The organism is Psychromonas sp. B3M02 (assembly GCF_003318165.1).
GTDB lineage: Bacteria > Pseudomonadota > Gammaproteobacteria > Enterobacterales > Psychromonadaceae > Psychromonas.
On the sequence record NZ_QOCB01000126.1, the window covers coordinates 1 to 21,188 of the forward strand.

General features: G+C 37.5%; 18 protein-coding genes. 4 read left to right on the forward strand and 14 right to left on the reverse strand.

Annotation, left to right across the window (positions count from 1 at the left end; genetic code table 11):
* Nucleotides 1–426 precede the first annotated feature (426 nt).
* Entirely contained in the window at nt 427–1,410 is a 984-nt protein-coding gene (locus DS885_RS13830; RefSeq protein ID WP_113820010.1) for a hypothetical protein, read from the forward strand.
* Nucleotides 1,411–1,471: 61 nt separating this feature from the next.
* On the opposite strand, the gene arsH is transcribed toward DS885_RS13830, so the two are convergent.
* On the reverse strand, nt 1,472–2,203 hold the full coding sequence (gene arsH, locus DS885_RS13835; RefSeq protein ID WP_113820011.1) for an arsenical resistance protein ArsH: 732 nt from the start codon (nt 2,201–2,203) through the stop codon (nt 1,472–1,474).
* A 370-nt stretch (nt 2,204–2,573) separates the two neighbouring features.
* Here arsH and DS885_RS13840 point away from each other — a divergent pair, with 370 nt between their 5' ends.
* Together DS885_RS13840 and DS885_RS13845 are read left to right on the forward strand one after the other, a co-directional pair.
* Entirely contained in the window at nt 2,574–4,802 is a 2,229-nt protein-coding gene (locus DS885_RS13840) for a TonB-dependent siderophore receptor (protein WP_113820012.1), read from the forward strand.
* A 66-nt stretch (nt 4,803–4,868) separates the two neighbouring features.
* The gene (locus DS885_RS13845) at nt 4,869–5,540 is read left to right on the forward strand and encodes a Fe2+-dependent dioxygenase (protein WP_113820013.1); all 672 of its coding nucleotides are present in this window, start codon (nt 4,869–4,871) and stop codon (nt 5,538–5,540) included.
* Between the two features lie 756 nt (nt 5,541–6,296).
* Here the strand turns inward: DS885_RS13845 and DS885_RS13855 are convergent.
* From DS885_RS13855 to DS885_RS13905, 13 genes are all read right to left on the reverse strand, one after another.
* Nucleotides 6,297–6,884 carry a hypothetical protein gene (locus tag DS885_RS13855; RefSeq protein ID WP_147232363.1) on the reverse strand — a complete coding sequence of 196 codons (588 nt, stop codon included), beginning with the start codon at nt 6,882–6,884 and terminating at the stop codon, nt 6,297–6,299.
* Nucleotides 6,824–7,231 carry a hypothetical protein gene (locus DS885_RS17545; RefSeq protein WP_113820015.1) on the reverse strand — a complete coding sequence of 136 codons (408 nt, stop codon included), beginning with the start codon at nt 7,229–7,231 and terminating at the stop codon, nt 6,824–6,826. Before DS885_RS17545 ends, DS885_RS13855 begins: the two co-directional genes overlap by 61 nt.
* 455 nt (nt 7,232–7,686) lie before the next feature.
* A complete protein-coding gene (locus tag DS885_RS13865; RefSeq protein WP_113820016.1) occupies nt 7,687–8,346 on the reverse strand; it encodes a hypothetical protein in 660 nt (219 codons plus the stop codon).
* Between the two features lie 4 nt (nt 8,347–8,350).
* Entirely contained in the window at nt 8,351–9,622 is a 1,272-nt protein-coding gene (locus DS885_RS13870; RefSeq protein WP_113820017.1) for a cyclic GMP-AMP synthase DncV-like nucleotidyltransferase, read from the reverse strand.
* A gap of 42 nt (nt 9,623–9,664) precedes the next feature.
* Entirely contained in the window at nt 9,665–10,939 is a 1,275-nt protein-coding gene (locus DS885_RS13875) for a GIY-YIG nuclease family protein (protein WP_113820018.1), read from the reverse strand.
* Nucleotides 10,939–12,867, reverse strand: coding sequence for a DEAD/DEAH box helicase (locus tag DS885_RS13880; RefSeq protein ID WP_113820019.1), 1,929 nt, complete (start codon nt 12,865–12,867; stop codon nt 10,939–10,941). The genes DS885_RS13875 and DS885_RS13880 overlap by 1 nt, the downstream gene beginning before the upstream one ends.
* On the reverse strand, nt 12,860–15,598 hold the full coding sequence (locus DS885_RS13885; RefSeq protein WP_113820020.1) for a DNA methyltransferase: 2,739 nt from the start codon (nt 15,596–15,598) through the stop codon (nt 12,860–12,862). Before DS885_RS13885 ends, DS885_RS13880 begins: the two co-directional genes overlap by 8 nt.
* Nucleotides 15,599–15,830: 232 nt before the next feature.
* Complete coding sequence (locus DS885_RS17915; protein WP_369007758.1) at nt 15,831–15,965, reverse strand: hypothetical protein; 135 nt, start codon at nt 15,963–15,965, stop codon at nt 15,831–15,833.
* A complete protein-coding gene (locus tag DS885_RS17665; RefSeq protein WP_220149706.1) occupies nt 15,914–17,335 on the reverse strand; it encodes a Mu transposase C-terminal domain-containing protein in 1,422 nt (473 codons plus the stop codon). The genes DS885_RS17915 and DS885_RS17665 overlap by 52 nt, the downstream gene beginning before the upstream one ends.
* Before the next feature lie 142 nt (nt 17,336–17,477).
* Nucleotides 17,478–18,332: a hypothetical protein gene (locus tag DS885_RS17670; protein WP_220149707.1), complete on the reverse strand. Its 855-nt coding sequence runs from the start codon at nt 18,330–18,332 to the stop codon at nt 17,478–17,480.
* Nucleotides 18,319–18,717 carry a TnsA endonuclease C-terminal domain-containing protein gene (locus DS885_RS17675; RefSeq protein WP_220149710.1) on the reverse strand — a complete coding sequence of 133 codons (399 nt, stop codon included), beginning with the start codon at nt 18,715–18,717 and terminating at the stop codon, nt 18,319–18,321. Before DS885_RS17675 ends, DS885_RS17670 begins: the two co-directional genes overlap by 14 nt.
* Nucleotides 18,690–19,145 carry a TnsA endonuclease N-terminal domain-containing protein gene (locus tag DS885_RS17680; RefSeq protein WP_220149708.1) on the reverse strand — a complete coding sequence of 152 codons (456 nt, stop codon included), beginning with the start codon at nt 19,143–19,145 and terminating at the stop codon, nt 18,690–18,692. Before DS885_RS17680 ends, DS885_RS17675 begins: the two co-directional genes overlap by 28 nt.
* A gap of 98 nt (nt 19,146–19,243) precedes the next feature.
* Complete coding sequence (locus DS885_RS13905) at nt 19,244–20,455, reverse strand: NAD(P)/FAD-dependent oxidoreductase (RefSeq protein WP_220149709.1); 1,212 nt, start codon at nt 20,453–20,455, stop codon at nt 19,244–19,246.
* A 109-nt stretch (nt 20,456–20,564) separates the two neighbouring features.
* Here DS885_RS13905 and DS885_RS13910 point away from each other — a divergent pair, with 109 nt between their 5' ends.
* On the forward strand, nt 20,565–21,161 hold the full coding sequence (locus DS885_RS13910; RefSeq protein ID WP_181817769.1) for a histidine phosphatase family protein: 597 nt from the start codon (nt 20,565–20,567) through the stop codon (nt 21,159–21,161).
* Nucleotides 21,162–21,188 lie beyond the last annotated feature (27 nt).

The window sequence follows — 21,188 nt, forward strand, 5'->3', positions numbered from 1 at the left end:
TAATCAAACCGGCTAACTGCTGGTTTTTTTATGCCTGAAATTTGAGTTTATACAAATTAATACCAATTGTATTAAATAACTGATCTAAATTTTGCGCCGGAAAAATGGCTTAGTTTGAGGCGTAAGTTGATGTAAATGGTTGTTCCCTATGCGAAACTTACAACGAAAAATAAGTTGTTTTAACAAGTAAAATAGATCAGTTACTTACTATGATTGGTATTATCTTCAGCTTATTTAGTCATCAATCCTTCATCTTATACCTTTATTTTACTCACCATTATTGAATAACAGTAATAGGCCTATGTGATGAAATTATTAATCTATTTATCAGGTCTTTATTTTTACTTTTTAACAATTCAGTGAACTTTCGTGAATTGAATGGCGTATATCTTTTCAATGTAAAATATTCTTTATAAGGTCTCTCAGATGGTGAAACAAGTCGCATTGCGTTTAGGTGAAAAGATCATGCCTAAAGCACCAAAAGTATTACTGAGTAATGGTAATTATTGTGTGCCTCAACACTACCTCACTTATCATCATACACTAGCCAGTATAGAAGCATTAATCTGTGATATTGAATATGACCCAAGATATGTGGTGTTTGCAGCGCAAGAAGCAAGTGGCTTATATATTCAAGTCGGTGTTATCGGACATGATAATTACCACAAAAAGTCATCTCTGAAAGCAAACCAAGAGAAGCTATTATTTGGTAGGAAGTGGCGTGTTGAACCCGAACTCCCAACTTCTGAAGTCATTCAAAGTGTATTTTTGGCCATTAAAAAATCGCGTGAACATGAAGTAAGAGAGCTATTTAAACTCACACTCAACGACAGCACAACTACACCATTTAACACACATATTGATTTGCCTTTAATGGCTGAGTTTTATAATAAAAAGGATGTAGTTAATGAACAGAAAAAAGTACTCAGCGCAGAACAAGAAATAAACGATACGTTAACTAAAATCACTTATGATCACAGCACCTTAAGTTTATCTGAGGTTCAACAACGACCTAATGGTTTGTGGCTAGTTGATATCAATGTCCATCAAAGTCAGCGAAGTACATTAACTGAAATGACCAATGCAACACTGTATTTAATGGTTGAAGACCTTACCTTAAACACATTAAGCAGAGCGTTAATGCAAGAGTTTATTCGATTGAGCGATTTACAGGTAGATAAACACTTTAATTATCGTGGCTTTCATCGTTTTGACCCAAGTATCGATATTGCTGATATAGCTGACTTATCTCAACAAACTCGTAAACATGATCTCGCCGCTCACTTTGCGAATGAGTTTTCTAAAACTAACCAAAAAGTAGATTTAAAGCGCATCCCACCTGTACAAGCAGGGGCATTAGCACAGAAGCATAAACAGATTATCGAACAGTATCTACAACCTGCCGGATAACACCCTCAACTTAACCTACTGGAATTGAACATCGTGCTAGACACGGTGTTCAATTCTGTATTTATATACTTTTTTGATTAACCCGTTGACTCAGTTGCTCTGCACTCTCAACACGCTCAGAATAACGATCTACCATATAGTCTTTATTATCACGTAATAATAGAGTGAATTTCACCAGCTCTTCCATTACATCCACAATACGGTTGTAATAGGATGAAGGTTTCATACGTCCATCTTCTTCAAACTCTAAAAATGCTTTTGCCACAGAAGACTGATTTGGAATAGTAAACATACGCATCCAACGACCTAAAATACGCATTTGATTAACCGCATTAAACGATTGAGAACCACCACACACTTGCATGATTGCTAAGGTTTTACCCTGTGTTGGTCGCACCGCTCCGATACTTAATGGCATCCAATCAATTTGACTCTTTAGAATACTCGTCATTGATCCATGACGCTCAGGCGAACACCAAACTTGCCCTTCAGACCAAATCATTAATTCACGTAACTCTTTGACTTTAGGGTGGGTTTCATCTTCCGTATCCGGCTGCGGTAAACCAGCTGGGTTAAAAATACGCGTTTCAGCGCCCATCGCTTCTAATAAACGCGCACTTTCTTCCACTGCTAAACGGCTATAAGAGCGATCTCGCAATGAGCCATACAGTAATAATATTCTTGGTTTATGAACAGCTCTTGTTGTTGCAGAATTAACAACTAATTTATCGACACTTGGTATATCAAATGTGTTTTCTTGGATATTGGGTAAATTCGAGTCGCGATTGGACATTTTATTCTCCTAAGCAGGCTACAGACTAAAAAATAATTAACTAAACGATCAGACTTCGCGTAGCTCTCGCCAAAACATAACATAAATTGCATATGCATTTATATATATGCATGAGTGTGTTTTATTTTCTGCTACCTAAACAACATACCGTTAGCTACTTTTCTCGGCAATAAATAGGCTTCTATTCATCATCACCTTTTTCACTAACCTATAATGCGTTTGTTTTATAACCACAAAAACAAATGTAAAAAATGTAAATCACCCATCCTTTTATTAGTAATAGTTATCATTTAGTTTAAAGTGCGCACCAGTATATTGGATATACCAAATGGATTAACAAAGTAATTATTTAAAAAGGAAACATTGGAGCATGTCTAGCAAGTCTTTCACCACCTCAAAATCACTCTCTCATTTAGCAGTAGGCTCAGCCCTAATCACAGCGCTATCTCCAACCTCATTTGCCGCAGAAGTAGATGCAGAAGATGGAGTATCAAGCCTTGATACCATTACTGTAACAGCAGAGTCTGAGCAACAAGGTATTAATAATACCGTTGACTCTACAGCAACAAAAATGAACCTAACTTTAAAAGAAACTGGTCGTTCTGTTGTACAAGTATCGGAGAAAGAAATCAGTGATATGGCTGCTGAAGATACACGTGATGTTGCTGAATATGTTGCAAGTTTCCACACAGAAAGTTCGGCAGCGCGTCGAGTGATTGTGCGTGGTATTGAAACTAATATCGATAATTTTATGGTGAATGGTTTACGCTCATTACAAGGTGGGGAAACAGGTACAGGGTCACGTTTACCAAGCACTTATAACCTTGAATCAGCAACTTTCCTTACCGGTTCTGATGCTATCTTATATGGAACAGGTGTCGGTGGCGGTATGGTAAATGTCACCACTAAAAAGCCTAAAAAAGAATCTGAAACAACCTTAGGCATTAAAAACCGCTCTTTTGTTTCTGATGACACGGGCTACTTTGAAAGAAACCAAACATCAGTAAACATCGACTCTACCGGTGAATTAGCAAGTGATAAAGTATTGTACCGCATCAATGCAGAATTAACGCCGGATGCTGATGGTTACCAAGAAGGTCGTTCTTATGATGATCAACTAGTTGATGCATCATTAACTTTCTTGGTCGGTGAAGATACAAAAATCACACCGCGTGTAGAATATAAAAACCAAGAGAGAGTTGGCGGCAGTGCCTGGACAGATGGTGTATTCACCACTAACTTCGCTAACGGTACATTAGGTGATACCACTAGCAGCTACGGTAGTGTGATCAACCGTGGTAGTTACTACGGCAGCCCGCTTGATAAAGGCACCACAGAATCAACGACATTAGAACTTAGCGTTGAACATCAATTACAAAACTGGACGTTAAATGCACGTGCAGCCGCGGTTCGTACTGAATCAGAATCTCAAGATTTATACATTAGTAATAGTAGTGCGCTAGGTAACAGCATTGGTGATACCACCTTCGAAAGAAAATGGGTATACGCGAAAGGTGAAGATCAATATGCATTACTAGATATGAATGCCGAAGGCAAATTTGATACTGGAGAGCTTGAACATCATCTTATTGTCGGTGCGAACTTCCGTTATAAAGAAACTAAATTTATGCGTAACTTCCAAGATAACGCAGAAGCAGTTGGTCTATACACGATTGACCTTTATGATCCAGATAGCCAATTATACTCAGCAATGCCTGACTCTCTAAAAGACGGCGATTTTTCTACCGCGACTGATAAAGAGCTTAATTTATATCTAAAAGATCGTATTTCGCTTAACGACTTTACCTTAGCACTAGGGGTTGGTTTCACTAAATACGTAGGTGAAGAAACAAGTTCAAGTGATGATGCTTATGACCAAGACCTAACTAACTTCATTTATGATCTAGGTGTTGTCTACCGACTTAACCCTGAAATCAACCTATTTGCTTCATACAGCCAAGCTTATGAGCCAGTGGATACATCAAACTTAATCCAATATGGCCAAGATGGTGTTGAGTATGAGTCAGAAGAAAGTGACAACTATGAAATTGGTGTGAAAGGCGATTTCTTTGATAAGAAACTAGATGCGAGTGTGACGTTATTCTACATCAACACTAAAAATCCAACGAGTACTGAAACCATCGATGGAGAGCGTGTCTTAACACAAGAGTTAGGTGAAGCATTTAGATCGACAGGTGTAGAAGTTGATGCCATCTTCCACTTTAATGACCAAATCTCTAGCCGTGTCAGCTATGCTTACACAGATGCACACGATACCACTGGTGATGATGCTGGTAAACAAGCTAACTACACGCCATACCACGCATTCTCAGTATGGAATAGCTATGCGATGCAAAATGAGCCAATGCGTTTTGCTTTAGGGATGCGTGTAGAAGGTTCTCGTAACGATGATGACTACACCATTCCTGGTTATGCAGAGTTTGACTTTGGTGCTTACTACGAAATGGACAAATGGGATGTATCACTAGTGGTACGCAACCTATTTGACAAAAGTCGTGTTGTCACAACACCAAACTGGGTATCTGCAGAAGCCAACGACCCTCGTTCAATCACCTTGGACTTTAAATACCGTTTATAACGGTTAAAATGAGTGGGTAGTAATACTACTGCCCACTCTCATTAATAAAAGGTAAGATAAAATCTCATGATCACGATCCTAGACAACGTATTAGACAAAGAAACCTTAGTTAACATCCATAATACACTTACATTAGGCGAGTTTTATGCAGGTTCCGAAACAGCAGGTTGGGCAGCTAAATCAATGAAAACTAATCAGCAATGGCAAGCAACGCCTGAGCTAGAGTCAGAAGTCACTAACGCCCTAACCAGCCAATTAGTCACACATCCAGAATTTTCCACCAGCACCTATGCTAAAAAAATAGCGCCTTTTTTGATTAGCCAAAGCCAACATTCAGGTGGCTATGGGGATCATGTTGATGATGCGTTAATGGGTAGCGAAGCAATACTCAGATCCGATTTATCCTGCACCCTATTCCTATCCAACCCAGATGATTATCAAGGCGGAGAATTAGTCTTTTCATTTGGTGCGCAGCAGCTCAGTTATAAACTACCGGCAGGTCACGCCATTATTTATCCTTCAACCTCATTACATCGAGTCAATCCAGTAACTGAAGGGGTAAGGCATGTAGGTATTACTTGGTTAGAGAGTTATATTCGTCATGCAGACCAACGTGAGGTACTACAAGATCTAGATAATGCCAGACGAGAAATCATGAAAGCACAAGGTAAAAGCAACGCCTTTGACAAAATCAGCAAATCACACGCTAACCTATTACGCTTGTGGGCTGAAACCTAATTTAGCTACAAAATCGAGGGAAGCTCACCCATTGAAATATTTTCATTGCATTTAACAAGTAAACTTGGCGATGTTCAATTTTTGTATCTCGCTTTCGCTCCAAAGTGCCTTACAAACCGCTCCTGTTAACATCTACAAAAAATAATCCAGTAAGAGAGAAAACAGAGTTATTTAGCTATTCGAGCCTGAAAATGATCCTAAATGAGAACAGTATATTTATCACCAAAATAATCATCTCTCTGTGATGAATTTTAGCTCGTGGTTTTAAGACGGGTATTGACTGCTTAGCTATTAGTTTTAAATGTTTAGTATTAGTTTAATGATAAAGTCGTTATTTGTCTAAGAAAAATGACTATTTACCATAACAGTCATTAAACGCATAACTTGGAGGACACCCAATTAGTGGTGTTTTTGTGTCTAGTGGAAAATTTCTAGGGCACTTAGTGCCCCAAAGTGACTTAGGTTGATGGGCTTCTAGTCCTTTTAATTGACTTGTATAATACTTCTCGTACCTTTAGATTTTACATCTTAATTTCAAGCCTAGGTTTATAAAACTTACCTTCTCCAATCCCATATTTGTTTTTAAGTACCTGTTGATAATCTTCTAAAGACGCTAGCTTTCGTCCACGTGACACAATTACTCTCTACTTTAAAATATAAGATAAGAATAAAAACGAACATTACTACGGGCCAACTTTATTGTTACTGCACAGTATTAATGTGAAGTGACAATAAAGTTGGCCCGTAAGAAAGAGTTTAATTGCATCTCATCGAGCAACGTTGGCAATCACTGCTTGCCAACATATAGGCTTCACCTGCTAAGTTTTTCTTATGAAATACACCATTATACATAATCACTTTTTTTGCTCGATTACTTAAAAAATCATCGAGAAGTTTGAAGCTATTATTAGCAAAATATTCTAATACTATTCTTTGGTATTTTGAGTTTTTTAATAGATACCTAAGTAACGGGGTATTATCAATTTTATTTATTTCTTTATTGGAATAAATACTAATTTTCTGCAATAAAGAATTAGGAAAGTATTCAATAATACTGTCAAGCCATTCCAGAAAAGCATCTTTCAAGCATGGGGCTAAGTTAAGTATTGGCTCTACATTTAAGTATGAAGAGATACGTTCGCTTTTTTCATCATCTAATTCTACTTTTTCAAACTCATTAGGGTCTCTACCTGATAAAATTAGCATAATGTTCTTTATTGTTATTTTTCTTGCTTTGGAAGGGGCTTTAAACAAGGGAATATTATGCTGTTTACAAACATTTTTTACTTGCCACTCTCCCTTAAAAAAACCACACCATGCTTGAAGATTTGTTCTAAAATACAATCCTTGCAGTACCTTATTTCTACCGAAATACCAGTAGGTAATCGTGCACCTTTGTACCTTGCTTTTGGGCGAATAAAAGCGTGTAACTCTTCAGTATATTGAACGGGTATACTAAATATTGGCCCCCTGTCTAGAGCGATTCCAACATTCCTCATAAGGGCGATCAAATCTTCTTCTCTATACCTAGAAAAAATAACCTTGCTATTATCATCCTGAACATCAAGAACTATGCTCCATTTTCCAGTAGAACTGATTAAGTTGGTAAAGTTACTAATCCCATGTACTAACTGAACTCTGAATATAAAACTATAAATAGATTCACCTTCATGAAAATAAGGAACAACCATTTTTTTATTATACCTCTCGATAAACTTCTGAAACTGTATTAATGTCAAATACAGTCAGAATACTTTCCATAAAAAATGTATAAATACTTATGAACACTGAACAGGCCGGATCATAACTCATCTAATACTTATTCAATTAAACTGCATACTGGTACTTTAGTAAATTGCTTCTTATGCTAGTCAATTACTAGCATTTTTTGTATTTGCTCAATTCATTTAGCAATCGACTTAACTTCTGAGCGATCTTTATCATTTAGCGGTATCGCCTGAATCATGGGCTCAAATAAAGAAAGTTATTCTTCTGTCCCCCCTCATATACAGTATACTTATCTTCAATATCAAGGCCTTTGACAAATTAACTTAACTGATAAAATATTTATTCAGCCGTGTATGCACCAAGGTTCTATTGCACTATCACAAGTAGTGTCAAACGAAAGAGTCGTTTTCCCGAGTATCTATTGCTTTTGTAAAAATATAGTACCCGCAGTTTGCATATTTCTTTGCCAACCTCGGTTTGTCCAATACTTTCCAACAAGCTTAATGTCATTATCTTCAAACCTGACAAGTAATCGAGCCGCCCCATCAAATTTTGCATCATCAGTTTCTTTGGGCTGATCGACAACTGATTCAAATATATAACTAAGATAAAAGACTCCATCACGAGGATCTTTTAAGATCTCACTCTGCATAACAGTACTTCTCTGGTATTTATCAACTGATACAAGGCGAATATCAAAACCAAAGAAAGTTGCTTTAATAACCATTTCCACTTCTTTTTCGTATGGATTACCTTGCTCATCTTTATAAGTAGAAATGGTTTTACCTGTCCAAGAGCCATTTAAATCAGGGCATACCTTTTCATTCAATAGCACTCCAATGACTGGCATTTTCCAAAGCCATCGCCAAACGTAAACACCTAACAACCAAGTAATGCCCACAAAACAAATTAAGACAGGAATTAATAGGCTCGATATAACGCTAAAGCCATCTTCAGAAAAAAAGATTGTTACACCCGTCCAACCTTTTGTAGCCCAAATTAGCCCAGTGGTTACAATCGAGCATAATAACAATACTAATATTTTTGCTAATCCAAACTTTGGTAGAACTTTCCACATATTTTTATCTCACTGGTCCATATCGTTTTTTAGGCGGATTGCGAAGTGGTCTTTGTTGCCGAAGAACATTAACTACTACAGTAGACACCCCTACAATTAAGCCCCCATTTAAAATCGTGCACTCCATGTAGTGCTTACCACGATACTCGCAGTTTTCGGTTACTGAATCAGAGATATCAAACCTTTGATTGTGTCCCAAATCATTTTTGTTATCTACTCTGAAGCTAAGTTTATCTCCTCGATAAACTGATACATTACTAAGAACTTGCTCAGGCACTCCGCTTGATGTTTTAACACTGATTTGAGGTGGTGTTGTTATTGCTGGTAAGTTCTCACTACCAGCTTGTACTTTAAGCGAATTGAGAGGGGGTAATACATGTTCAAATTCAATTGACCACAGTTGGTGAGAAACGACAATTGACTCAGAGAGCGCAACTGCTTTCAAAACGCTTTGAAGCCGTGAGCAAGCACTTTTCAGTTCATCTAGTTCTTCGCCTTTAGCACTTATTAAATCATCACCATTAATAGGACTTAGGATTCTCCCACCAGTTACTATGTAATTTGTTAGGCTATTTGATAGTTCCCATATAGCATCTTCTTCTGAAGCGTAACCAACATAGTTTCTAGCTATAAAAGTTGATATTGCAATAGACGGAAGTTTTATATTCTTAAGGCTAACCCAAGTTTTTATAGCTTTAATTACCCTACGTAATCGGGCCTTTTCAGTATCAGAAAAATGCTTTATCTGATTATCAAACCATGATTGTAATGCTTTAGGGTCGCTATCTATCCAACCATTATTTTCGGTAGCTAAGCGGCACTTTCCTATTTTCTCATCTATGTAATAAAGAGGAAGATCAATATGAAAATTATCAGGGAAACATATTCGTTCACAATTGAGTTTAGAGTCTTCGAGTTTAGCAGTGCTATGAGATTCGCAATAAGCCTGCAAAGCTTTATTCAGCAACCTTTTTGCATCAGAGGCATTAACACCTTGACCTTCAGCATCGGCAAAAATATAAAGCCCTACATCAACATCGAACTCATCACTACTACGAACAGGGCGTATTACCGTATGGTTTTTGAATGATCCCTGAATCCAATAAGCGACCTTTACGCCTAGGTAACCTGTTAGTTGGCATTTCAAAAACTGTAACAGCTTATTTTTCTCTTGTCTCACAGCATCTACTTGCTCTGTTAGCAATGTATTTCTTGTTGCTAACGTCTCTTTATCACTGTCATTTGAATAGAACCCTTCACTAAAATCCGTTTTCATTTAAATCCCCATAAAATCACTTACACATTGTATTTGCTGTTTTTATCTCAACTCAATTTTTTGCGTGGTTGAGTTATATCGATAATTAACAATCTGCCCGTTTACAATAAGCTCAATAGCCGTATTTATCTGTTCAATTGGCACACTGAACCATTCTCTCGGCTTGCACATGTTGCCTTGTAAATCAGCTATCTCAACCTCGATACAAACATCTTTAAATACGGTATGAATAAGGTTCTCAAACTTTTGTGTGTTCATGTTGTAGCATTCATATTCAGCAACAACATTTACGGGGGCCATTAAGTAAGTTGGTTCGTTTGCAGCATTCGCGATACGCTTGGCAACAGGTGTAGTTGCGTAGCCAATCTTGTATAAGTTAGAAATTGAATTAATTCGAGGATCTTCACTTTGGCTTGATAATATATAAATAAAACCTGCGGACTCATCATCTTCACCAACATTTTTAATATCAGAGAAGTGTTCGCCTTTTGGTGAAACCATTTTGCCATCAGCATATAGTGACTTAGCAATAGAGCGATAAAGCATGTTCGACTCTGTCCCATTTTCAAAAATACACCGAGTTCTCCCATCCTTTCTGAAACGCTTTCCATCCACAGTTTTTGCTTCACTGGTGATATCTATATGTTCGAGGTACATCAGCACTCCACTTAACACATAATATTCACCAGCTTGAAGCTTTTCACCTTTATCATCAAACTCAATAATCTTACGTTGGCCACTATTTAGCTCTTGCTGAACCACAGGGAAAAGGTCTTTATATTTATCAAAATCCTTACACGCCTTACGCCTTGCCACGAAATCGCTTTCAGCACGCTTATCTGTTTTCACATGTTTTATATTAAAAATGCTATCGTCAGACTCACCTAGTAAGCCAAAATCATCATCAGCGAATATGTCTTCAACTGAATTAATTTCTTTTACCACTGGCTTTGGTTCAGCTTTCGGTTTTGCTTTATATTCTGCCGCAGGCTCTGCCACTTCATGCGTTAGTGGTAACAAGTTAAATTCATCAAAGTCAACTAGCGCATGGCACTGGGTATCATTACCTCTAATAGAATCTAACCGTTTAAATAACATTAGCTCACTAATGTTTGCCATATTGTTTTCGGGCAAACGACCATTCGCTTTATAGAAGTCATTTATCTCCTGAAACTTAGCGACTAAGTGTTCATCAGCCGTTGGCGCTTTAGATTTAACTTTAACCGCTGTAAGCCCTAATTCGTCATCGTCATTAATGAAGCTTAACCAGTCGTTCATCTCCATCGACTTGAATTTTTGCCATTCTTCATTTTTCATTACGCTTGCATCCTTTTGCGCTTTTCTTGTTTGATGTAAATTAAGCACTCAGCCAAACGCTTTTCGGTAAAGTCTGACGCGTTTAAGTCAGGTTCTCGGCCATTTTCATGAACAAACTGTTTAACTTTAGGCCATAACAATTTAGCTTCATCAAAATCCATTTGAATACGGGTGGTTTGAATCGACTCTTGAATAAGCTTTAGTACGTCCGTTGTTACTGATTTTGATAGTATCTCAAAGGCTTTTTGGAACGGATTAATTTGATCGATTAGATCAATACTCAATTCATCAATGTTGATAAATTTATCAGCTAAGCGAACAAACTTTTTCCCACCTTGTTCACTTACTTCCGCTGTACTTACCGCTGAATCAACAACTACTTGCTGACGAACTTCTTCAACTTCATCTTCAGTTAAATCAGGATATTTACGTTGAATTATTTTAGGGATAAGTATTTTATTAACGACTTCTGGGTCAACTTTACCTGCTGAAGCAGCAATTACTTTATCATCTTGCAAAATAGCCGCTTTTAAATCAGCTAAGTCAGATTCAATAATGTCTTTAGTACGCTTTGTGCTTGGCTCTTTAAAGCCACCAATCTTCATTGTACCCGGTGGTGCTGGTTCAAAATCATCATCTTTTTTGGCTTTAAACTTAAAGTTTGGTGCCAATACTTGCTCCATAAGTAATGAACAAGTGATCGCTTTAAGCATGTTATTCACGGCAATCGTTACTTGGTCATTTTCAGCATCAGGCTGGGCTATTAAATTAGTGAATTGCGCATGTATTTTGTTTGAACTATCACGAGTACAGCGACCAATAATTTGAATTATTTCAGTTAACGAGCTTCTATAGCCCACGGTCAATGCATGTTCACAGTACTCCCAGTCAAAACCTTCTTTAGCCATACCTAATGCGATGATCACATCCATATCATCTACATTTTTTATATTACGTAGATAATTTTGAATAATGTCGCGATCATTTTCTTCAACTAAGTCGGCTACTTTAATTACTGTACCGTCAGGGCGAGTAACAGGAATAACCCCAGTATCTGGGTCACGTTTACCGGCTTCACCTAATACTTCTAAAATGGCATCTACTTCATCGTACTTTTCTTTGGTTGATTCACCTGAATTAACGTTAGGAATATGAATAATGGTTTTCTTGCCGTAGTTTTCTTCTGAATTGAGTACTTCATGAATAACGTCGGTGTATCTACCTTGATAAAAGTGATAACCAATACCGAGTGATTTAAGGTAGTTATAACCATTAAGTTGTTCGTAATAGTTAAATGATACTTTATCGAATTGTGCTTCAAGCTCAGGTGTTAATACAGGAACACTATCACCACGGAAGTATGAACCTGTCATAGCAACAATATGTGCATTGCTATTTTCCATAATAGAGCGTAGAACATCACCCAATACGTTTTCACCATCAGCAGAAACGTGGTGAAATTCATCAATAGCAATTAGGCAATCATTAAAATCTGTGTCTTCGATTTCTTGGAAAGCAAAACGCAGCGTAGCATGAGTACAAATAAGCACTTTATCATCACCTGCCATAAAACGCTTAAACGCTTTGGTTTTGCTGGTTTCACCACCGGGCGTACAGAGGTTATTGTTGTTATCAACTTCCCAATCACAAAAAAAACCATATTTGCTTAATTCAGTCGTATCAAACGATCCACCAATAGATCGTTCAGGTACTGCAACAATAGCCTTTCTAACGCCTTGATTATGCAGTTTGTCTAACGCTAAAAACATTAATGCACGAGACTTACCTGATGCAGGAGGCGCTTTTAATAGTAAGTATTGGCTGTTTCTGCCTTCAAATGCACGAGACTGCATGGCTCGCATACCCATATCATTAGTATTTGAGCTAGCACCACTTTGGGCATATTTGAATTCCATTAAATTACGCATTTTGACCTCCTGTCATCTTGTTATATAAGTTAAATAGTAGATTTAGTTTTTCTTCTTCAGTATCTAGTAGCTCTGCTGTATAAAGTTGTTCAACTGTTTTGTCTAATATCTCATGCGCTTTCTTTAATGAGATAGGCATAGAGTCCGAATATAATCTAGAGATACTCATATCGCTATAAGCCTCTCTTTCAAGTAAAACATTAAGTGCCGCTGAGCGAACTTGATTTTTTTGTTCCTCTGTAACCTCTGGAACAGGGAAAGTGTTGTAACATATTTTAGAAGAGTACCTAATCCCATTTCCGAATTTCCCTGATACAGCCGTAGTCCAAATCAAATGAATCTTTGAAGAGAGTAAACCCATAAAAAATAAGTCTTCAGAAGAAATTACGTTCAATAAATCACTAGCTAAATCTTCTTTCTTTAATAGTCCAACTGGTAAGTAATCTTTTACTGATGAAGAGACTTTTGGAATGATCAAAAAGTTGGTACTAGGGAAATTTTCGACATGAAAATTTCTTGGTGTGCCAGCAAGCTTTATAGTTGGTTTACTGGTGCTTTTAAGTCTAAACGCCTTAACTTTTTCAATAACTCTAGCTACTTGGGGAAGGTTTGATATTTCTTCATCACTGATTTTTTGCAGACTAAGGCACCACCTGTATACACCTGAATTAAATTCTTGTGCTCCAAACCATTTTTTAAAAAACGGCTTCGCTTTTGGTTCAATTTCAAGAAAGCTATTCTTCTCATTTTCAGTAAATAAAAATCCCCCCCCATCTACAGGTTTATTGCCGATCCCCATTTTGGGTAGTGACGACAAAGGAGTACTTCTAGGTTTTACAGCAGTTATATTTGTACTGGTTAAATACGGGTTTATATAAGCAACAGAATTCCAATAATTATCTACTAATATTTTTTTATTCGAACTTTTATCTTTAGAGCCTAAACCAACAATTACACAATATACACCAGCTTGATTTTTCGCATTATTTGTCCATTTAAAGGCAGGGATAGCAAGAATTATATTTACATTTTTTCTTAATATACCATCCCACATAAAACTTACCTGCTCTCCCTGACAAATTGAACTAGTGGATACAAAAGCAAATTTTTGAGTGCCCGAAATATAATTAGCTCCTTTTAAAAACCAACCAGCAATATAATCTAGGCTACCAATATTGAAACTGTTTTCATTGAAAAACGTGTGTTTCATATCCTCTTTTTGCTCTGGAGATTGTTTTCTCGCACCTATGTAAGGTGGATTACCAATTATATGAATTTCTTCTCCATTATTTGGGCAAACTGAAAACCAATTTAACCTTAAAGCATTGCCTGCCACAATTTGACCACTGCTTTGTAGAGGTAATGTTGGTTCACACTCCCCAAACTCAGCTTTAAACTCAACATTCATTTGATGCTCAGCTAACCAAAGAGAAAGTATGGCAACTTCATGAGCAAAATCATCTAGCTCAATGCCATAGAATTGAGAAAGTTTGATACGTGAAAAAGATGAATCTAAACCAACATCACCAAATAGGTCGTCTTGGTTATCATTTTGATCTAGTTCTTGTAATCGCTTGATGATTTCCATTTCAAGCTTACGGAGTTCTTTAAAAGCAATAATTAAAAAGTTGCCTGAGCCACAAGCAGGATCAAATATTATAATTTCAGCAATGCGATCATGTAACTTGCGTAAACGGCTTGGTTTTAACTTAGCATCAATATTGTCTTCAATATTTTCAAATTCAGCATAAAGCTCATCTAAAAATAGCGGCTCAATTACCTTCATGATGTTGGTCACTGAAGTATAGTGCATGCCCATACCGCCACGCTGGTCAGGGTGAACCACCGCTTGGATCATCGAACCAAAAATATCAGGATTAATATCCGACCAATCTAGTTCACTGCCACACTCAATCAGCATTTTGCGTGATTTAGTTGAAAACCTTGGCGAGGCTATGGTGTTTGCAAATAAGCCACCATTTACATATTCAAAGTTTGCTAGATAGTCAGGTAAATCACCACGGTTATCTTTGCTTGTATTCAACACTTCAAATAAACGATTTAAGTAACCATCAACATCAGAGCCATCAACTTTAGTATGTGATTCAAGTTCAGCACTGAATTGGTTCTGTTTGAATATACCCGTATCTTCCGCAAAAAAGCAGAAGAGTAAACGGGTTAAAAATACGTTTAAGTTATGAAGTGCGTTAGTGTCGTCTTTGTTTTCTTCACTAAAATTATCAGCTTTGATCAAGTCGAACAACTTAGCCATTTTTTCTGCCGCTTTAACATCAGCAGGGTTTTCACCTTTGTAAACCGCTTTTTCCATTCCAGCCCAAGGCAAGAAGAAGTCAAAATGCTTACCTAGCTCGGTAAATTCAATATCTAAGGTATCGTGGGTACGGGTATCTAGGGCAACTAACTGATTAAAGTCAGTAGCGATAACAAAACGAATTTTATCACGAGCAACTGACGGCTCTTTTTTCATGTTATCAATATCCAATAACACACAATCATTTTGGCTTTGCTTAAAGTATATATGGCGCTTAGCTCTAACTTCGCCTTCAACTTTAGCTAAGTTACGTTCACCTGATTTAATACGACCTATGGTTGTTTTACGGTGACCATATGCCACCATTAGCTGGTATATAAACTCGTTCTGGTCAACTTTGCTAGAAACTAAGTCGGATACTAAATTTTTAACAGCTTCTTCCATTTGGGAAATATTCATTTATTCATCCATCATTCTTATTTTTTTACTAACAAGCGCAAGTGCACATTCTTTGGAAACCCTACAAAGGACTAGCTTAATTTAAGGTTAATTAAGTAACATAGTATCAAAATATCATAAGATGGATGTTTGTTTCGTATCACTAATGCAATAAAAACAATGCATTATTAGCAGCAGTTTAAATGATCTGTAATTACCGTCATGGTGAGTGGTAATTTATCCTTATATTTAATCAACCATGTCCCCCTAAAGCTTTATCAAGCTCAGTTCGTGATATTGGATATAACTGACGATCTAGTAACTTGGTCGTGACATTTACAAGCTCAATATCACGTTCATGCCAATCGACACTATTTTTATAAACCACTGCAGTTGGCTTTGGTAAATTCTTTTCAAGCCATTTAGGATCATGCAGATACAGCCAAAAAATGCATCACTACACTCTATTTTTATGTGCTTGCGTAAAGCTTCAGAAAAAGTCATTCTAAAACGCATTATTTTTGTTTTATAACGACGACACATGGACTCCTCTTTACAACGCTGTCGTCTCTGAACTAGGCCTAATGTGGTTGATATCACCATCTCTACACTCCCAGCCGATACATTATATTTTTTAGCAATAGCATAACGATGAAAGCCTTTATGGGCCATTTTTGCAATTTTTGCCTTCAACTCCTCAGTCAATACTCTTGGTTTCAGATTAACTGGTATTTTTTTTCTTAAAGCGAGATGTTTTATATAACAGCGGCTTTTGCCCGTTAATCGACTTACCTCTATCATTGAATTCCCTTGTCGTAATAGCTCACAGCAATGCTTTTCTATGGTATTTTTATCCTCTTTTATTAATTCCAAAGATTCTACTTTGTTATTATTAATAGTAGATTCGAGCCAATCTTTTATTAAGTCTGACTCACACATCGCCTTATCACTAAACATACGGCTTCGGGGTAATAGGTTGCAACGAACAAAGCCTTTATCTTTATCTAGTCTAACGTATATATAGTTCGATGTGTTCTCATCTATTCTTGCTTCTAAACGCCACTGCCCAGCTGTTCTTGCTATCGAACATAATTCTCGCTCTTCGACCTCTGCACAGGAATAATAAAGTCCATTAAATTGTATTCCACTTCGAGTTACACTTACCTCAGCAGGTGGAAGCAGCCGAGCTATTACATCATTTGAAGTAGCTGATTGCAGTTCATGTCTATGCTTAGCTATATGAATTTTCCAATAATTTAATGGGGTTGGCGACAAATCATTTTCAACCATCAAAGGACTAGAAAATGCTAAGTCATCAAAAAGCGTACGATTATGTTCTCGCACAGCTTTTATTATTTCTATAGAGACCTCCCTTAAAGTATAGATTGCATCTTTTCTCGGATCTCTGCTTCCACGAACGACATTCCCACCTTTTGTAGTGCCTAACAATTCATGGAGTACTTTATCATTTAAAATATCAAACCGTTTTTCTACAACCCCTTTGCAATCAGGTCTATAAGGAGGGGTAAAAGATAACTTAGTCATTGGTATAAGAGCTTTTTTAGGTTGTATTCCAATCATTTCACCATTATCGCATACAAGCTCTTTAGGGATATGAGCACATGGCCATTCTGAATCATCAATATCTATACCAAATTCTTTACAGTAATTTGCCTTTGGCAGAAAGCAATTAACTAAAGCCTGTCTGGCTGCACGCCAAGAAGCATAATACAAAGATACATGCATACCGACGATCATTCGACTTGCTCTATCCACTACAATATAAATTGTTGGCCTCCCCAAGACGTGCTGAGAGCCTAAAGCAGATACAATGTGGACATCAGCTACAGTCGCATCAATTTCGTAATGGGTCCCTGGTAAAAAGCTATCTTGTGCGACGCTACCTGACGCTACCTAATAAGGCTCTTTGATTCCTAAGATGATAATTCTCTGTCGTCCTTCGTTTAATAACCTCCTCTTGAGTAAAGATCTTTTTACTCCAATATCTAAATTGTTTCATTGTTGGCACCAATGGAGGTCTGTTACACGCACCTGCAAACCGAATCTCTTCTGAGTAACTGTCTGCTAGCATTTTTTTATATGTATTTGCCAGTGATAAAACAGATTCTCTCAGGTAGTACTTTTTGATAGCTGTTTTAAATATGTTTTTGTCAATATCTGAAACAATAAATTTAGTAGCTCTTTTTATTGCTAAAGTTCGAATCTTCTTTGGAGCTCCCAACGGCTTATTGGTAGGGGTCCGTTCTTTTCCTATAGCTCCACTTTGTAAAAATGCCGGCATAAGTGCCATTTCATCCTGACCATAGCGCCAATATAGTGTTAATAGCCTAGCTAATGACTTACGATCAACTCCAACTTTCCTGGCATATTCAGAAAGTTGTAAAACTCGCTTCTTTGTAGCGAAATCGAAAAGAAAAGATCTGTCAACAACAAGGTCTTTAACTAAATTATAGTTTTTGTCTCGTCGTTTAATATATTGCTCAGGAATATCTTCCTCAACAAGGAGTAGATAGTTCGGCATTTCAAAACTAGCTTTAATTGCACTCTTATTTTCTATTTGCTCGATAAAAAGTGTAAGGGAAACAGCTACTGGTCGAACTGTCCTTGCTGGATTGTGGAGTGGAAATAGAATAACAGACTCTACGCCATGAATAATATCTAGAACTCTATACAAACCATCATCTAATACATCAAAGTCTTTAAATTCCCATATGCTGTTTTTAGAAATTTCCACTTGCAATATCTCCTTGAGCCTCAGCAATACGTTTCACATCTAATATCCCTGATTCAGGTATATTGAATGATAGATCTACATCGATGTACTTATCTGCGATTAAATAACGAATTATTAATAACGCATCACTATTAGAAACAATATTCTGTGAGATTAATCTATTACAAAGCTCTTCAACCGAATTCATACCTAATTTCATAGAAGAAAGTACATAGTCTATTTGGTAATGGGAGAAAACAGGTTCACTCTTACGGAAAGGACTGGTTGCCCAATCTATATTTTTACTTTGTGCTCTTGTTAATTCGTTACCTGTGAAATAACTAAACTTTACACCGAGTAGCTCCCAACAAACCCTTTCTATATCAATTTTTCCAACACACGTAATTTCTCAGATTCACTTTCTGGCTTTACTGAGACTGCATGAAATGAATTACCTAAAGGGCTTGTGATAGTTAACAACTGATCTGTTGTAATAATAATTGGCTCTTTAGTTTTTGGGTGAGCTGGGTGCTTAATGCCTAATGCGCTGGCAACCTTTTGAGTATAATTAAGAGGGAAAATAGGAAACTGCTCTCTGATATCAACAACATTATCCATAAATTCTGCTAAATAGAAAAACTCACTTTCTATAGAGGACATCATGTGATGTCCTCGCTGAGACTTCCTGCCTTGGATAATCGATCTAGTGCCGTTAGATTTTACATCTTGAACTCTCAGCCAAGGTTTATAATCACTACCTTGACCAATCCCATATTTATTTTTGAGTGCTCGCTGATAATCTTGTAAAGACTCTAACTTTCGCCCACGTGACATAATTATTCTCTACCTTACAACCTAAGATAAGAGTAGTAACAAACACCACTGTGGGCCAACTTTATTGCTTACGGGCCAACTTTATTGTCACTACACAATTAAACTGCTTGCCCTGCGGCCCAACCACAGCTCCAACACCATGCGAAATTAAACCCGCCTAGCCAACCGGTGACATCCATGGCTTCGCCGACAAAGTACAACCCTTTTACAGATTTACATTCCATGGTTTTAGATGAAATAACGTCGGTATCAACACCGCCTAAGGTCACTTCGGCTGTGCGGTAACCTTCTGTGCCATTAATTAAGGGTTGCCATTGATGGAACAGTGCCACTACTTGTGCCAACTCTTTTTCAGTAAACTGCTTTAATGGGCGGCTTCCAATCTCTGCAATAGCTAATAAGCACTCTACGACACGCTTTGGTAAATGCTGCGATAACACGGTTTTTAACGCTAATTCAGGTCTATCTTGCTGAGTTTGAGTCAATAATAAACTAAGATCTTCACTGGGTAAGAGATCGATTGAGATAGTATCGCCCGCTTGCCAATAGTTAGATATTTGTAAAATCACAGGGCCACTTAAGCCGCGGTGAGTAAACAATAACGCTTCACTAAAACTCATTGGACGATCTTTTTTCGTCGCATTTTTTTTAATTGCCGTGGCCGTTGCAGGTAAACTAATACCTGATAATTCAGTTAGTTTCTCTTTTTGTGTCGGTTGTAAAGTGAAAGGCACTAAGCCAGCACGGGTTGGTTTCACAGGTAAGTTATATTTTTCAGCCAGTTGATAAGCAAAAGGTGTCGCGCCCAATTTAGGCAGTGACAGCCCACCTGTTGCAACCACTAATGATTGGCATTCAACATCACCTTGCGAAGTTTGCACTCTAAAATGGTCATCGCCTAGTTGTTGATGTGCGATTACTTCACATTGCGTTTTGATAGTCACACCTGCTGCCTGTGCTTCATCAAGGAGCATTTTTACTATCTGTTTGGCGCTATCATCACAAAACAATTGTCCATGGTCACGCTCATGCCAGGCAATATTATGTTTATCCACCAACGCGATAAAGTCCCATTGTGTATAACGGCTCAGTGCTGATTTTACAAAATGTGGATTACTACATAGGAAGTTGCTTGGTTCTACGTATAAGTTAGTAAAGTTACAACGCCCACCGCCACTCATAATGATCTTTTGACCAATACGTTTAGCATGCTCGATAACCAGTACTTTTCGTCCACGTTTACCAGCCTCAATGGCACACATTAAACCAGATGCACCAGCACCAATTACCACTACGTCAAAACCCATCACATCAATCACCTAACACTTGTTCATTATCGTCTAAAATTTATCGCACAAGGATACACTATTTGCCATTTTATGGTGTTAATATTAGTGCTCTTTTATGCTAAGGAATGCTATGACTGATGTGTATTTAATTCGCCACGGCGAAACCTTATTTAATCAACAAGGATGCTTTCAAGGCCACTCAGATAGTCCACTCACCGAAAAGGGACAACAACAGGCTTTACAATTAGCCGAATACTTCAAAGTAATACCGTTACAACAACTCTATTGCAGCGATTTAGGCCGAGCTCAAGCCTCTGCACTGCCATTAGCTTCAGCTCAACAACTTACTATAAAGACCAGCGAGCAATTACGAGAAATCAGTTATGACTATTTAGATGGGCAACCTAAATTACAGTTAACCGCACAAGACAAACAGAAGCTACAACGCTTATTCTCTGGCGAGTTAGGGTATCGTATTGGTGAAGGTGAAACCTTGCAAGAGGTACAGGAACGTATTGTTAATAAGTTAAATGAGATTGCGTTGCGTCATCCTGGTGAGTCTATCGCTGTGGTGACCCATGGGTTATCCATTGTGATGCTATTAAAGCATATTTTGCATATTCCAGTGGATGCACCTCGTCATTTTAATATTCACAATGCGTGTGTCTGTCACCTTACTTGTCAGGCAGAGCGATGGATGTTGCAAAGTATTCAGCGTAATGATTAAAAATTTAAGGCACAAAAAAGGCCACTA

Coding starts and splice junctions, on each gene's coding strand:
- DS885_RS13830 (WP_113820010.1), top strand. CDS start 427: ATGGTGAAACAAGTCGCATTGCGTTTAGGTGAAAAGATCATGCCTAAA.
- arsH (WP_113820011.1), bottom strand. CDS start 2,203: ATGTCCAATCGCGACTCGAATTTACCCAATATCCAAGAAAACACATTT.
- DS885_RS13840 (WP_113820012.1), top strand. CDS start 2,574: ATGTCTAGCAAGTCTTTCACCACCTCAAAATCACTCTCTCATTTAGCA.
- DS885_RS13845 (WP_113820013.1), top strand. CDS start 4,869: ATGATCACGATCCTAGACAACGTATTAGACAAAGAAACCTTAGTTAAC.
- DS885_RS17545 (WP_113820015.1), bottom strand. CDS start 7,231: ATGGTTGTTCCTTATTTTCATGAAGGTGAATCTATTTATAGTTTTATA.
- DS885_RS13865 (WP_113820016.1), bottom strand. CDS start 8,346: ATGTGGAAAGTTCTACCAAAGTTTGGATTAGCAAAAATATTAGTATTG.
- DS885_RS13870 (WP_113820017.1), bottom strand. CDS start 9,622: ATGAAAACGGATTTTAGTGAAGGGTTCTATTCAAATGACAGTGATAAA.
- DS885_RS13875 (WP_113820018.1), bottom strand. CDS start 10,939: ATGAAAAATGAAGAATGGCAAAAATTCAAGTCGATGGAGATGAACGAC.
- DS885_RS13880 (WP_113820019.1), bottom strand. CDS start 12,867: ATGCGTAATTTAATGGAATTCAAATATGCCCAAAGTGGTGCTAGCTCA.
- DS885_RS13885 (WP_113820020.1), bottom strand. CDS start 15,598: ATGAATATTTCCCAAATGGAAGAAGCTGTTAAAAATTTAGTATCCGAC.
- DS885_RS17665 (WP_220149706.1), bottom strand. CDS start 17,335: ATGATCGTCGGTATGCATGTATCTTTGTATTATGCTTCTTGGCGTGCA.
- DS885_RS17680 (WP_220149708.1), bottom strand. CDS start 19,145: ATGTCACGTGGGCGAAAGTTAGAGTCTTTACAAGATTATCAGCGAGCA.
- DS885_RS13910 (WP_181817769.1), top strand. CDS start 20,565: ATGACTGATGTGTATTTAATTCGCCACGGCGAAACCTTATTTAATCAA.